The sequence below is a fragment of the Pseudomonas sp. GW460-LB5 genome (genome assembly GCF_059423245.1).
Genome location: NZ_JBWKXT010000037.1, coordinates 49006 through 63384 on the forward strand (window position 1 = coordinate 49006; position 14379 = coordinate 63384).

Below are 14379 nucleotides of genomic sequence, written 5' to 3' on the forward strand. Positions count from 1 at the left end.
CGATAGCCCAGACCCCGGCGCTTTTGTTACAGCCCGTGTCCGGCTTGCCAGCCACCTTTCGTCGGCGATGCAAACTCGGTAAGGTCAGCGCGTTTTCCTTCTCTGCGGAGTCTCCCGATGCAAGCCCCTGTCCTCTCCGGCCCCCAATACCTGCGCGAAGGCCTGAAACTGGTGCTGAGCCCCAACCTGCGGCTGTTCGTGCTGCTGCCGCTGGCGATCAACCTGCTGCTGTTCGGTAGCATGGTCTACTTCGCCGGCCACCAGTTTGCCCTTTGGCTCGATGCCCTGATGCCGACGCTGCCAGACTGGTTGAGCTTCCTCAGCTACATCCTCTGGCCGCTGTTCGTTGCCTTGCTGGTGCTGATGGTGTTCTTCACCTTCACCCTGGTGGCCAACATCATTGCCGCGCCGTTCAATGGCTTTTTGGCGGAAAAGGTCGAGGTTGTGGTACGGGGCGAAGACACCTTCCCGGCGTTCAGCTGGGGCGAGCTGGTGGCCATGGTGCCACGCACCTTCAGCCGCGAAATGCGCAAGCTGGGCTACTTCCTGCCGCGGGCAGTCGGCCTGTTCATTCTGTCGCTGATCCCGGTGGTCAACGTCGTCGCCGCGCCACTGTGGCTGATGTTCGGGGTATGGATGATGGCCATCCAGTACATCGACTACCCGGCGGACAACAACAAGATGAGCTGGCAGGACATGCTGGCCTGGCTGCGCAGCAAGCGCTGGCAGTCGCTGGGCTTTGGCGGCATCACCTACCTGGCGCTGATGATTCCGGGGGTGAACGTATTGATGATGCCGGCGGCGGTGGCCGGGGCTACGTTGTTCTGGGTGCGGGAGCGCAACTGATCCCGGAGCGCATGCGAGATTCTCTGCAGGAAATCGCTCGGTCCTTTGAGGTGCCCTGTGGGAGCGCCCGCGAATGGGGGCACGCGGTGCCTGGCACCGGCTTTGCCGGTGTTCGCGGGACAAGCCCGCTCCCACAAAGTGGACTGCTCACAGAAAAGAACCAAGCTGGCCTGGGGCTTACTGCCCCAACCGGCTGGAGAACTGCCCCACCACATCCACCACCCGTTTCGCCCCGTCCTGAATCTCGACAATCACGCTACCTGTCTCGTCAGCCAGCGCCAGCCCCTGCTCGGCCTGGCGCTTGCTGGTGTCGATGATCGCCACTGCCGCCTGAGCCAGCTGTTCGTTCTGCTGTACCACCCGGGCAATTTCCTCGGTGGCGGTACTGGTGCGCGACGCCAGCTGGCGCACTTCGTCGGCAACCACGGCAAAGCCCCGCCCTTGCTCGCCCGCGCGGGCCGCTTCAATGGCCGCGTTAAGGGCCAGCAGGTTGGTCTGCCCGGCAATGTCGCTGATGGTCTTGATGATCGAACCGATCACCCGCGACTGGGTGTCCAGCGCCTGGATGCCCTCGGCCGCCTCTTGCATCGAGGCCTCCAGGCCACGCATGACGCTGACGGTCTGGGTAACCACCTCGGTGGCTTTGCGGGCGCTGACATCGGTACCCAGCGAGGTGCTGTAGGCGACATCTGCTGCCTGGGCCACGGCCTGCTCCTGGTTGACCTGGTCGGTGATGACAGTGGCGAACTTGACCACCTTGTACAGGACGTCGTGGGCATCGAAGATCGGGTTGTAGGAAGCCTCCAGCCAGATCACCCGGCCATGGGCATCGATACGCTTGAAGCGTTCGGCGACATATTCACCACGGCGCAGCTTGTCCCAGAACGCCTGGTAGCCGGCCGAGTGCGCCTCCTCCGGCTCGCAGAACATGCGGTGATGCTTGCCGCGAATCTGCTCCAGGCGGTAACCGACAGTGGCCAGGAAACGCTCGTTGGCCGTGAGGATGGTGCCGTCGAGGTCAAACTCGATGACAGCGGTAGAACGCATCAGCGCCTTGATCAGGCTTTCATGCTCGCGGGATGCCTCGATAGTGCGGGTAAGGTCGCTGGAATGCAGGGTGAAATACTTGATGCGCCCCTCGCCGTTCTTGACCGGCTGCAGAATCGAGCGCAGCCAGGCTTCCTGGCCGTTGCCGCGCAGCAGGCGGAAGGCACCATTAAGGTGCTCGCCCCGGCTGATAGCGCTCTTCATGCGTTGATAGAAATCCAGCGACTTCACATGGGAAGGGACGATGTCCTCGATGTTGCGTCCAAGCAATTGTTCGGAACGGTAAAACATTTCGCTCTCGAAATTACCGTTGACCATCTCGATCCGTCCCTGGGGGTCGAGCTGAAGTACCAGCATCTCGCTGTCGAGACTGCTCTTGACCTGTTCCACTGACATCAGGTCTTCGCGCAGCTGCCGGATTTCTTGCTTGAGCTTGCTGTTGAACATCACCGCACTCCTGGAGCGCATCATCTAATCGAATGCATCTTCATCGGCTGCCGGTTGCACCTTCTTGAGCACCGGGCAACGAAATATTCATGAAGGCAAAAGCGTCAGTGGTCAGGCGTCATCTCTACGTCACATAACCGTCAAATTGGCGCAACCCGGCAGGCGGAAACTTTTTGTCATGAATACAGCCGCCCTGCGCATCACCCTGGTCAGCGAGACCTTCCCACCCGAAATCAACGGCGTGGCCAACACACTTGGCCGCCTTGGTGAAGGGCTGCGTCAACGCGGCCATGAGGTCGAGGTGGTACGCCCGCGCCAGGCCGGCGAAGCACCTGTGCACAACGACCCGCATCTGATGCTGTGTCGTGGCTGGGCACTGCCCGGCTACCCGGGTTTGCAGTGGGGCGAAGTGTCCATGCACACGTTGCTACGCCGCTGGCGGCGGCAGCGCCCGGACGTGCTGTACATCGCCACCGAGGGGCCGCTGGGGCTCAGCGCCCTGCGCGCCGCCAAACGCCTGGGAATCGCGGTCGTCAGCGGCTTCCACACCAACTTCCCGCAGTATTCCGGTCAGTACGGGCTGGGTTTGCTGGCGCGCCTGCTCACCCACTACCTGCGCTGGTTCCATCGCCGCACGGCAATCACCTTGGTGCCCAGCCTCAGCCAGCGCCTGGAGCTGGAACGCCGTGGCTTCGAGCGCCTGGAACTGCTGGCCCGGGGTGTCGATGCCTGCCTGTTCAACCCCGCCCGGCGCAACCAGGCGTTGCGCGAAAGCTGGGGGCTGGGCCCGGACGATATCGCCGTGTTGCATGTCGGACGGCTGGCAGTGGAAAAAAACCTCGGATTACTACGCCCATGCGTTGAAGCATTGCAGAAGACTTATCCACAGAAACGCCTGCGCCTGATCCTGGTGGGTGACGGGCCACAGCGCGCCGCCCTCCAACAGCAGATACCGGATGCCATGTTCTGCGGCGCCCAGCGCGGTGAGGTGCTGGCCGAGCACTACGCCAGCGGTGACCTGTTCCTGTTCCCGAGCCTGACCGAAACCTTTGGCAATGTGGTGCTCGAAGCCATGGCTTCGGGGTTGGCGGTGGTTGCTTATGACGAGGCAGCCGCAGCGCAGCACATACGCCACGGTCACAGCGGCGTGCTGGCGATGCCGGGGGACCAGGCGGGGTTTGTCGACGCGGCCTGCTGGCTGCTGGAGGAAGAGGAAACGTTGCGCCGGGTGCGCCTTAATGCCCGCCAGCATGCCAGCCGTCAGGGTTGGCCGGCGATTGTCGAAGAATTTGAGGAGTACCTGTGCAACGCTTGCAGGCAACCAGGTGTTGCGGCTGGGCGTTCTGCGCCATTTTTGCAGCGCCTGTGAGATCGAGCGCCGCGCGGGCAGCGCTCGATCTCACAGGTGCCAAACGTTTCGCGGCAGGCACTCTTCAGGCCAACGCCTTCTCGATCGCCTGCACCACCGCCGGGTCATCCGGCGCCGTGCGCGGCGAAAAACGCGCCAGCACCCGCCCATCCTTGCCCACCAGAAACTTCTCGAAGTTCCAGGTGATATCACCGGGGAACTCGGCCCCCTCACCCGCCAACAGGCGGTACAACGAATGGCGTTGCGGCCCGTTGACCTCCAGCTTGCCGCCCAGCGGGAAGCTCACCCCGTAGTTGAGGCTACAGAATTCCTGGATTTCCTTTTCGCTGCCCGGCTCTTGGCCGGCAAACTGGTTGCACGGCAGGCCAAGCACGTTGAAGCCCTTGTCCTTGTAAACCTGGTAGAGGTTTTCCAGGGCCTTGTACTGCGGCGTGAGACCACATTTGGAGGCAACGTTGACCACCAGCACCACTTGGCCCTTGAACGGTGCGAGGGACAGCTCCCCGCCGTTCAGCGCCTCCAGTTTCAGGTCGTGAAATGCACTCATGACGAATCCCCTCTCAGGTTCCCGGTTGCCGCACAGGCGAATTGCGCCCACTAAAAAGGCGCCCGTTCAAACCGTCCACCTCCCGTAGGAAGGCAAATCGGCTTGCCCGAGCGCCTGGCGACTTTCTGAGCTTAGCGCAGAAAATCAGTGGTGATGGCCACCCTCACCGTGGATGTGGCGGTGAGCGATTTCTTCTTCGCTGGCGTCACGCACGTCGACTACCTTGACCTGGAAGGTCAGGCGCTGGCCGGCCAGCGGGTGGTTGCCGTCAACGGTGACGTCGTCGCCGTCGAGGTCGCGGATGGTCACGATCTGCATCTGGCCGTCCGGCGCCGAAGCGTGGAACTGCATGCCCACTTCCAGCTCGTCAACGCCTTCGAACAGGCTGCGGTTCAGGGTGCTGACCAGCTCGGCCAGGTATTCGCCGTAGGCGTCTTCCGGCTCGATGGTAACGTTCAGCTCGTCACCGGCCTGTTTGCCTTCCAGGGCTTTTTCCAGGCCCGGGATGATGTTGCCGGCACCGTGCAGGTAGACCAGCGGCGCGCCACCGGCGGAGCTGTCGATGGTCTCCCCGGCGTCGTTGGTCAGGGTATAGTCGATGGAGACAGCCTTGTTGGCGGCGATCAGCATGGGGCAAGACCTTTTGCAAAAGTATGTAGAGCGGACAAGTGTAACCAAGCCATCGTCCGATTGCGAACGCACTGCGGACGAGCAACGGCCCATCAGTCGGATCACCGGCTTCCACCAGGACGAAGAAGGCCACTGGGTGGTCGAGCTTTCGTGCGGTCACACACAGCACCTGCGCCACCAACCGCCGTGGCAGGCACGCCCCTGGGTGCTCGATCCGGCACAACGTACGCAGCGCATAGGCCAACCTTTTAGTTGTGGCTGGTGCGCACAAGGGACCGATAGCGCTACCCTTGGCCGTTAATTTCTTGCACCGCTTATTTCGAGAAGCACGCATGCAGACATTTTTCATTGCGCCGACCGACTTTGGTGTCGGCCTGACCTCCATTAGCCTGGGCCTGGTGCGCACCCTGGAGCGCGCCGGCCTGAAAGTCGGTTTTTTCAAGCCGATCGCCCAGCCCCACCCGGGCGACACCGGCCCCGAGCGCTCGACAGAACTGGTGGCGCGCACCCACGGCATCAAGCCACCCGTGCCTCTGAGCCTGGCCCAGGTCGAGCGCATGCTTGGCGACGGCCAGCTGGACGAATTGCTCGAAGAAATCATCCGCCTCTACCAGCAAGCCTGCGTTGGCAATGACGTGGTGGTGGTCGAGGGCATGGTGCCCACGCGCCACGCAAGCTACGCGGCGCGGGTCAACCTGCACCTGGCCAAGAGCCTGGATGCCGAGGTGATCCTGGTGTCGGCGCCGGAAAACGAAGTGCTCAGCGAACTGTCCGGCCGGGTTGAACTGCAGGCACAGCTGTTCGGCGGCCCACGCGACCCGAAGGTCCTCGGAGTAATCCTCAACAAGGTGCGCACCGATGAAAGCATGGCGGACTTTGCCACCCGTCTGCGCGAGCACTCGCCCTTGCTACGCGGCAACGACTTCCGCCTGCTCGGCTGCATCCCCTACCAGCCAGAGCTGAACGCCCCGCGCACCCGCGACGTGGCCGATCTGCTCGGCGCCCAGGTGCTCAACCCCGGCGACTACGAGCAACGGCGCATGAGCAAGATCATCATCTGCGCACGCACCGTGGCCAACACGGTGCCGCTGCTGACGTCGGGTACCCTGGTGGTCACCCCGGGCGATCGCGACGACATCATCCTCGCCGTCAGCCTGGCCGCAATCAATGGCGTACCACTGGCCGGGCTGCTGCTAACCAGCGACAGCAAGCCCGACGCGCGTATCCTCGGCCTGTGCCGCGGCGCGCTGCAGGCAGGCTTGCCGATCCTGTCGGTCAGCACCGGCTCGTACGACACTGCCAACCAGCTCAATTCGCTGAACCGCGAAATCCCGGTCGACGACCGCGAGCGCGCCGAGTTCATCACCGACTTTGTCGCCAGCCACCTCGATGCAGCCTGGTTGCACCAACGCTGCGGTACGCCGCGCGAAATGCGCCTCTCGCCAGCGGTTTTCCGCTACCAGCTGATTCAGCGGGCGCAGCAGGCCAACAAGCGCATTGTCTTGCCAGAAGGTGCCGAGCCGCTGCTGGTGCAGGCCGCAGCTATCTGCCAGGCGCGCGGCATTGCCCGCTGCGTGCTGCTGGCCAAGCCCGAAGATGTCGAGGCCGTAGCCCGTGCGCAAGGCATTACCCTGCCGCCTGGCCTGGAAATTCTCGACCCCGAGCTGATTCGCGGGCGCTACGTGGAGCCGATGGTCGCCCTGCGCAAGAGCAAGAACCTCAACGCGCCAATGGCCGAGCAGCAACTGGAAGACCCTGTGGTGATCGGCACCATGATGCTGGCCCTGGACGAGGTGGACGGCCTGGTCTCGGGCCTGGTGCACTCCACCGCCAACACCATCCGCCCGGCCTTGCAGTTGATCAAGACCGAGCCGGGCTCCAGCCTGGTGTCATCCGTGTTCTTCATGCTGTTCCCCGAACAGGTGCTGGTGTACGGCGACTGCGTGATGAACCCTCACCCGAGCGCTTGCGAACTGGCCGAGATCGCCCGGCAGAGTGCTGAATCGGCGCAGGCCTTCGGCATCGCGCCGCGGGTGGCGATGATCAGTTATTCAAGCGATTCGGCCAGTGATGAAGAGGTTGGGAAAGTGCGCGAGGCGACACGCCTGGCACAGGGTGCAGCGCCGCAGCTGCTGATTGATGGGCCGCTGCAGTATGACGCGGCAGCCAACCCGGCGATTGCACGGGAGCTGGCGCCAGGTAGCCCGGTGGCAGGGCGTGCCACGGTGTTCGTGTTCCCCGACCTCAATACCGGCAACACTACGCACAAAGCAGTGCAACGCAGTGCCGACGGGGTCAGCCTGGGGCCAATGCTGCAGGGGTTGCGCAAACCGGTGAACGACTTGCCGCGCGGGGCTCAGGTTGACGATATCGTGCATACCATCGCCCTGACGGCGATTCAGGCCAGCGTAGCGCGCTAAAAGCTGGGGCTGCTTTGCAGCCATTCGCGGCACAAGGCCGCTCCTACAGGGATCGTGTAATGCCCGTGGGAGCGGCCTTGCGTCGCGATAGGGCCGCAAAGCGGCCCCGGGGGTCAATCAGGGATACTGCTGAACCTGGCCTTGCTGCTGGTCATATTGCTGACCCGGAATCGGCTTCAGGTTCACTTCCACCCGGCGGTTCTGCGCACGGCCATTGGCATCGGCGTTGCTGGCGATCGGCTGGTCCGGGCCCATGCCACGCACCGAGATACGCGAAGCATCCACACCCTGCGAGGTCAGGTAGGTGCTGACCGCCTGCGCACGGCGCTGGGACAGGTCCATGTTGTGCTGGCGGCTGCCAGTGCTGTCGGTGAAGCCGACCACTTCGATGGTGTTCTGGTTGAACTGCTTGAACGAGCCTGCCAGGTTGTTCAGCGGCGAGTAGAAGCTTGGGGCAATGTTGGCCGAGTCGGTAGCGAAGGTGATGTTGCCCGGCATGATCAGTTTGATCTGGTCGCCCTGGCGTTGAACTTCAACCCCAGTGTTGGCCATCTGGGCGCGCAGCTCGGCCTCTTGCTTGTCGGCATAGTAGCCATAACCTGCGGCTGCAGCACCTACCGCAGCGGCACCGATCAGCGCACCCTTGCCACGGTTGTTGTGGTCGATGGCAGCACCGGCGATGGCACCAGCCAGCGCGCCCAGGCCGCCGTATTTGGCAGTCTTGCTCATCCCCGTTGAGCCCTGCGCCTGACCTTGGTTGTCATAAGGGTTCTGGCCGGCGCAGCCGGTCATCAGGGCCGCGGCAGTTGCGACGATAATCAGACGACGCATGGTGAACATGGACAAGCTCCTACTGAAATTCATAAATGCGGCAGATCACAAGCGGATCTATGCCAGCCTTGGATTGCATCGGCAATGAAAAATTCCATGAAAGAGCCTTCATGTGCCTTCAGGCACGGACAAAGGGGTTTTCACGCATCTCATCGCCCAGTCGGGTATCGGGCCCGTGGCCGGTCACCACGATAGCCTCCTCGTCCAGCCGGTACAGCCGCTCCTTGATGGAACGCACGATAGCCCGCTGGTCACCCCCCCACAAATCAGTGCGGCCAATGCCACGGCGGAACAAGGTATCGCCGGCAATCAACAGCTTGGCGTCGGCGAACCAGAAGCTCATCGAGCCTGGGGTATGCCCTGGCGTATGCAAGGCCACGCCACAGCCGCAGGCCAGTTCTTCGTCATCGCCCAACCAGCGATCGGGAGCCGGCACCGGCGTGTAGGGAACGCCGAACATCTGGCATTGCATCTCCAGGTTGTCCCACAGTACCTGGTCGTCCTTGTGCAGGTGCAAGGTGGCGCCGGTCAGCTCCTTCAATTTGCCCGAGGCAAGAAAATGGTCGAAGTGCGCGTGGGTGTGGATGATGCTCACCAGCGTCAGGCCGTGGGCCTGCAGGCGCGCGAGGATCTTGTCCACATCCCCACCTGGGTCGACGACGATGGCGTTTTTGGTCAGCGGGTCGCCGATCAGTGTGCAGTTGCACTGCAGGGGGCCTACGGGGAAGGTTTCGCGGATGAGGGCAGGTGGGGTCTGGGTCATGATGAGCTCTAAAGCAAAGCCTGGGTCTTTGAAGAGCGTGACAGGAAAATGGGGTGGGCGCACGCGGTTCATGCCTTGCGAGGTGTGGCGCCTGTGAAATCGAGCGCCGCGCGGGCGGCGCTCGATGTATGCACGCCACATATCCTAAGGCAGGAACAACCTGAACAACCCGCCACCCAGCGCGCCGCCATTGGAAATCTCGATCCGCCCCCGCACCCCGCCACTTTCATGCAGCGCTGCAATGCGCGCCGCAAAATACAGCCCCAGGCCAGTACTGCCGCTGGTCGAGTCAATGCCCTGGATGTACTCCTCCTGGCGCTCGAGCATGTGCTTTGGGTAACCCGGGCCGTCATCGTTGACGCAAATGGCCAGCTGGTTGTCGGCCTCTTCAATGGTGATCAGCAAGGCGTGCCCGGCAAAGCGGGTGGCGTTGGTGATGACGTTGGCAATCACCGAGGCCACCAGTTCGCGGTCGAAAAAGCCCAGCGGGTTGTCGGTGTCGATGCGCCAGGTGGCGAGGATGTCGTTGTGTTTCAGTACTTCCTGGTGCGCCGCCAGCTGGGCTTCGATGAAGTCATCCAGCTCGTGATAGTCCGGGCATACCGGCAATTGGTTCACACCCAGTTTGTACAGCCCCAGCAACTGCACCAGCATGCCGTTGAGGTGACGAAACTCGTGCTCCATGATCCCCTGTTCGGCACCACCGCGCAGCTCTTCAGGCAAGCGTTCCACCCACTGGTTGTGGGACTGGATCAGCGCTGCCAAAGAGCTTTTGAGGTCGTGCACGGTGGAGGCGATCACCGTGGAAAAATCCAGCCCCTGATTGTCTTGATTCATGCGCCGAACACTCGGATGTGCAGTTTGCGGTAACGGTCATAGCGATTGTCGCTGGCAGGGATACCGGCCACGCTGGTCAAGGCGTCCTGGCATTCCTGCATGATCGCGGGCTGAGGGTTTTCACCGCCAATGCGCAGCAGCGCCTGGGCGGTGTTAAGGGCGATGCTGATGTTCTTCGGCTGCATACCCAGCGCCTTGCGGAACAGTTGCAACGCCTCGCCAAGCTGCCCTCCCTGGTAACTGCGCACACCCTGGCGATTGAGGGTGACCGCTTCGGTAATGGCGTTGAGCACGCTGGGGTCGTCCGTCAGCTTGCCGACTTTTTCCATGACCTTGGGGTCATCGCCATAACTTTCCACACAGTTCTTCAGCACACCGAGGGCGGCGGTTTCCTGCCCCATTGCCTGCAACTGCGCGGCAACGGTCAGGGCCGCATCGACCGAGAAGAACTGGTTCATCTTGTCCAGGCGCTGGATCGCCTGTTCGGTCAGCTTGCCGGCTGTTTCCGGGTCGCCCGCCTGCTGCAGGCTGGCCGCCTTCATCATCCGCGCACGCACCTGCAAGCCTTGGTCTTCGGGGTTTTCCTTGGCCACTTCGCTGAGCGTGGTGTTGATTTCGACCCGGGTACGGGCGTCCAGGCCAAAGCCTGCGTTCTTGCTCATCAGCGCCTGCACCAGGCCAAGGTTGTTTTCAGCATCCTTGTAGCGCGAGCTCTGCCCCTGATTCACGGCATGGCGGAACGCCTTCGACGCGCTCTCGAAGTCTTGGTTTTCCAGCGCCAGCTTGCCCAGCGTCGACTGCCGACGGACCGACAGTGGTGAGAGGCGTACGGCTTCTTCAAGCAGGTTTTGTGCGCGCCTGGTATCGCCCTGAGCCACCAGCACTTCGGCCATGCCGTCGTAAAGGCCGGGCATGATCGGGAACGCCTTGAGCGCCTGCTCGTACACGCCCTGGGCCTGGGCATTCTGGCCACGCTTGTGCATCAGGGCGCCCAACGCGGCATACACCCAAGGCTGCGGGCGGCTGGCCAGGATGGCCTTGAGGAACTTTTCCAGTTCCTCGAAGCGGTTGAGGTTGCGCAGGGCGTCGGCCCGATAACGCAGGCACAGCGGTGCCAGGCGCGGGTCCTTCTTGCACAGTTCGGCACAGGCAGCCAGCACTTCGGCCGGGCGGTTGCGGTCCAGTGCCTGCAGGATCGGCTTGAGCAGCGTCTTGCGCTGGAACAGTTTCTCGACGCGCTGGGCCAGGCCAACGCGGTTGAACGGCTTGGTCAGGTAGGCATCGGGCTCGTGCTCGATGGCGCTGAGGACAATGGCCTGGCTGCTCTCGGCCGTGACCATGATGAACACGCACTCATGGCTGATGTGCTTGTCGATGATCAGGTCTTCGAGCACCTGTTGGCCGTTCTTCTTGCCGTCGCCCAGGTGGAAGTCCTGCAAGATGAAGTCATAGCGCTTCTGTGCGCACATGCGCAGCGCCTGCTCGCCGCTGTCGGCGGTATCCACGTCGCGCACGCCCAACTCGCGCAACATGGAACGAGTCGACGTGCGAAAGTCGGTAAAGTCGTCGACGATCAGAAAGCTCTTTTGCCCGTACTGCAGCATCAACACGACCTGCCTTGGAATGATTGAAAAATCGCGCGAGGCGATGCCACCGATCGCTGTATCGGCAGCTGGTCGGGAAAGATGAGGGTAGAGCATTGCCGGCCACAATCCATGGCCTCAGGCCATCACTTTAGCGGGCAAAGACCTCAAGGGCCAGTATCACGCCAGCAGCCCCAGAGATTTGGCCTTGGCCACCGCCTGGGTGCGCCGCTCGACCCCCAGCTTGCTGTTGATATGGCTGGCGTGGGTCTTCACGGTGTGCAAGGAAATGAACAACCGCTCGCTGATCTGCTGGTTGGAACAGCCTTGGGCAATCAGTTCGAGCACTGCCATTTCGCGGCCACTCAGGGCTTCACCGGTACCGGTGTTAGCGCTCGGCAGTTGCGGCAGGCGCTTGAGCAGCTCGGCCTGAACCGGGCAGGCGGCACCTGCCTGCAATTGCTCATGAAGCCATTGCGGATGCTTTTGCAGCAGGGGTTGAAACGGTTGCAGCACTCCGCCCCGCGCAGATTCCAGCAGGCTGGGTAGCAACTGCGCGGCCTGCCCTTCCCGGCCTTCGTCCAGCAGCAGGGAAAGCCATTGGCACAGGGCGCTGACGGTGAGCATCATGCCGCCACTGGCCCGGCCGCACTCGACCAGGCTTGCCAGCCGTTGCACGGCATCGTCGCCACGTAACTGGATGCGCTCGAGCAGCGCCTGCTGCAACGCAATGTGCAACGGCAGCAGCGGGTGGAACTCCGGTGCTGCTGCCGGCTGCTCGCCGCCGTAGGTCTGGCCCAGTCGCAGCAGCCAGGACTCGGCCAGGTCGGTACGCCCCTGGGCCAGCCAGAGTTCGCATTTGACCAGGGTGATCATGGCCAGGTAGTAGACCGGGGGCACGTCCCAGATATGCATCAGGCGCTCGGCCTCGGCCAACTCGGCAAAGGCCTCGGCAAAGTGCCCTTCCCGGCCATCGAGGGTCGCTATGACGCAATGGCCGATAAGCACACTGATATCCCGACAGGCCCGCGCCTCGCCCAGCCCCGCGCGCAAACGCGCACGGCCCTGGGCCGGCTGCAGGCGCGAGACCAGCAGGTAACCTTCGTAAAGCGTCAGGCGCGCACGTACGGCATACAGCCGCTGCGCCGAGAGCCCTTGCAGGCGCTGAAGCCCTTGGCGCACTTCGTCCAGCGCCCGCAATACCTCGCCGCGGGCGTGCAGCACACGTGCCCGGTCGTAATGGGCCAGCGCCTCGAACAACGGGTTGCCAACCCGCTGGGCCAGCTCCAGCGCTTCGCGGTTCCAGCCCCTGGCCCGCCAGAAGTCGCCATCGGCAATGGCCAGATTGGACAGCGTCGACAAGCACACCAGGCGTTGGCCATAGCGCTTGCTCGGCAGGCTCTGCAGCGCTTCGCCGCAATAAGCCAGGGTGCGTTCGCGGTCGCCTCGGCCACGGGCGATGACCCCACTCAGCGCCAGCCATTGGGCCAGCATCGATTTTTGCGCGGTCGCCGAAGGCGCGGGCAGAAAGCGGCTGAGGTAGCCGGCCAGTTCCTCGGCTGCGTCCAGCTGGCAAGCCAGACCCAACGCCCAGCTGTACAGCACGATCAAGCGCGGTGTGCTGATCAGAAGACTGTCGGGCAGGTCCATCTTCCAGCGCAGCAACATGCCGACGTTCTGTTCAGCCAGCAGTTGCTCCTCGGACAGGCTCTGCACCAGGTCGGCCGCGACATCGAGGTGGCCGGCACGCAACGCCTGCTCCACCGCTTCGTCCAGCAGGCCCTGGCTTTCAAACCAGCGACAGGCACGCAGTTGCAGGCCGGCCAGTGGTTCATTGGCTTGCCGGCTGCGCAGCAGATCGGAGAACAGGTGATGGTAGCGGAACCAGTGGCCATGCTCGTCCAGCGGCACCAGGAATACCTGGTGTGCCTGCAGGAAGCACAACACTGCGGCGCTGTCGTGGCGGCCACGCAAGGCATCGCACAACGGGGCGCAGAAACGCTCCTGACAGGCCGTGTCATACAAGAACGCCTGCACGTCGGCGGGCAGCATATCGATGACTTCTTCAAGCAGGTAGTCGCGGATCAGGCCTTCGCCGCCATGCAAGGCCTGGGGCAAAGCTTGCTCGTCCGCCGATTCGCTGGCGGCCAGTTGCCAGAAACGCAACCCGGCCACCCAACCGTCGCTGCGCTGGATCAGATTGTCCAGTGCCTGCCCGCGCAGGCCCGGTGGCTGCCGGCCGATCACCGCCAGCGACTCTTCGGCGGTGAGGCGCAAATCCTGTTCGTTCAGTTCGACAAGCTGGCGCGACAGCCGCAAACGCGCCAGGTGCCAGTCCGGGCGCTGGCGACTGGTAACCAGCAACACCAGGCCGGCAGGCAGGTGGTTGAGGAAGAACTGCAGGCAGCGGTCGAGCACGGGCCCCTGGGCCAGGTGATAGTCATCCAGCACCAGCAGCAAAGGGGTATCGGTTTGCAGGTAAAGCGCCAGCTCGTCGAGCAGGCCGTCGATCCACTCCTCGAAGGCGAACGGCTGGTGACGCTGGCGCATTTTCAGCAAGCCCATGGCCTGCCCGCCCAGTGCCGGGCAGTACTGCTGCAGGCCTTCGAGCAGGCGCTCGAGGAAGCGGCCAGGGTCGGCATCACGTTGGCTCAGGCCCAGCCACAGGCTGCGCCAGTGCTCAGGTAGCGCTTCGCAAAACTCGATGGCCAAGGAGCTTTTGCCGAAACCCGCCGGGGCATTGACCAGCAGCAACCGACCACCCAGCCCGGCGTGCAAGCGCTGACACAGGCGCAGGCGCGGCACATGGCCGTCCGGCAGCGGTGGCCGGAAGAAACGCCCGTCCAGCAGGCCCAAGGCCTGGCTGGCGAATCCATGCGTACGGGACAAGTCTGTCATGGCCGGCTCGTTCTGGGTGGAAGACTACGGCGGTATGGATGCTTGCGAGACTAGCCGGTAACGCAGCGCATTTGAAGATGATGGGCACAATTGCCCCGGAAAAGACTGCGACAAAAAGCAACATGGCTGATGGACAGGAGGCTGGGGCGGGGGTTTGGGTG

The 14379-nt window shown here is 63.1% G+C and carries 12 protein-coding genes and 1 pseudogene; 4 read left to right on the forward strand and 9 right to left on the reverse strand.

Annotated elements, in window-relative coordinates:
• Positions 1-117 precede the first annotated feature (117 nt).
• Positions 118-846 (forward strand): sulfate transporter CysZ, encoded by a 729-nt coding sequence (gene cysZ / locus AC07XM_RS20715; RefSeq protein ID WP_102689658.1) that lies wholly within the window; start codon positions 118-120, stop codon positions 844-846.
• A gap of 177 nt (positions 847-1023) precedes the next feature.
• On the opposite strand, the gene AC07XM_RS20720 is transcribed toward cysZ, so the two are convergent.
• Entirely contained in the window at positions 1024-1455 is a 432-nt protein-coding gene (locus AC07XM_RS20720) for a methyl-accepting chemotaxis protein (RefSeq protein WP_371262304.1), read from the reverse strand.
• Between the two features lie 156 nt (positions 1456-1611).
• Positions 1612-2364 (reverse strand): annotated as a pseudogene (locus tag AC07XM_RS20725) (PAS domain-containing protein); the annotation flags it as partial.
• A 154-nt stretch (positions 2365-2518) separates the two neighbouring features.
• Here AC07XM_RS20725 and AC07XM_RS20730 point away from each other — a divergent pair.
• Positions 2519-3709: a glycosyltransferase family 4 protein gene (locus AC07XM_RS20730; RefSeq protein WP_102689659.1), complete on the forward strand. Its 1191-nt coding sequence runs from the start codon at positions 2519-2521 to the stop codon at positions 3707-3709.
• Between the two features lie 64 nt (positions 3710-3773).
• On the opposite strand, the gene AC07XM_RS20735 is transcribed toward AC07XM_RS20730, so the two are convergent.
• Both AC07XM_RS20735 and AC07XM_RS20740 read right to left on the reverse strand, forming a co-directional pair.
• Positions 3774-4256 (reverse strand): glutathione peroxidase, encoded by a 483-nt coding sequence (locus AC07XM_RS20735; RefSeq protein ID WP_016484907.1) that lies wholly within the window; start codon positions 4254-4256, stop codon positions 3774-3776.
• 144 nt (positions 4257-4400) lie between these two features.
• Entirely contained in the window at positions 4401-4886 is a 486-nt protein-coding gene (locus tag AC07XM_RS20740; RefSeq protein ID WP_016484906.1) for an FKBP-type peptidyl-prolyl cis-trans isomerase, read from the reverse strand.
• On the opposite strand from AC07XM_RS20740, the gene AC07XM_RS20745 reads away from it, so the two are divergent.
• Positions 4885-5187 (forward strand): DUF3565 domain-containing protein, encoded by a 303-nt coding sequence (locus tag AC07XM_RS20745; protein WP_024717665.1) that lies wholly within the window; start codon positions 4885-4887, stop codon positions 5185-5187. The genes AC07XM_RS20740 and AC07XM_RS20745 overlap by 2 nt on opposite strands.
• Before the next feature lie 31 nt (positions 5188-5218).
• Positions 5219-7306, forward strand: a complete 2088-nt coding sequence (gene pta, locus AC07XM_RS20750) for a phosphate acetyltransferase (RefSeq protein ID WP_016484905.1) — start codon at positions 5219-5221, stop codon at positions 7304-7306.
• A 117-nt stretch (positions 7307-7423) separates the two neighbouring features.
• Here pta and AC07XM_RS20755 read toward each other — a convergent pair whose 3' ends face one another.
• The 5 genes from AC07XM_RS20755 to AC07XM_RS20775 all read right to left on the reverse strand — a co-directional run bounded on the left by AC07XM_RS20755 (position 7424) and on the right by AC07XM_RS20775 (position 14218).
• Positions 7424-8146, reverse strand: a complete 723-nt coding sequence (locus tag AC07XM_RS20755) for a YiaD family glycine zipper/OmpA-like lipoprotein (protein ID WP_016501466.1) — start codon at positions 8144-8146, stop codon at positions 7424-7426.
• A 109-nt stretch (positions 8147-8255) separates the two neighbouring features.
• Positions 8256-8900 (reverse strand): MBL fold metallo-hydrolase, encoded by a 645-nt coding sequence (locus AC07XM_RS20760; RefSeq protein ID WP_024717664.1) that lies wholly within the window; start codon positions 8898-8900, stop codon positions 8256-8258.
• Positions 8901-9044: 144 nt separating this feature from the next.
• Complete coding sequence (locus tag AC07XM_RS20765; protein ID WP_016484902.1) at positions 9045-9737, reverse strand: sensor histidine kinase; 693 nt, start codon at positions 9735-9737, stop codon at positions 9045-9047.
• Entirely contained in the window at positions 9734-11341 is a 1608-nt protein-coding gene (locus tag AC07XM_RS20770; RefSeq protein WP_016484901.1) for a tetratricopeptide repeat-containing response regulator, read from the reverse strand. The genes AC07XM_RS20765 and AC07XM_RS20770 overlap by 4 nt, the downstream gene beginning before the upstream one ends.
• Positions 11342-11500: 159 nt before the next feature.
• A complete protein-coding gene (locus AC07XM_RS20775) occupies positions 11501-14218 on the reverse strand; it encodes a winged helix-turn-helix domain-containing protein (RefSeq protein ID WP_060517682.1) in 2718 nt (905 codons plus the stop codon).
• Positions 14219-14379: the final 161 nt, after the last annotated feature.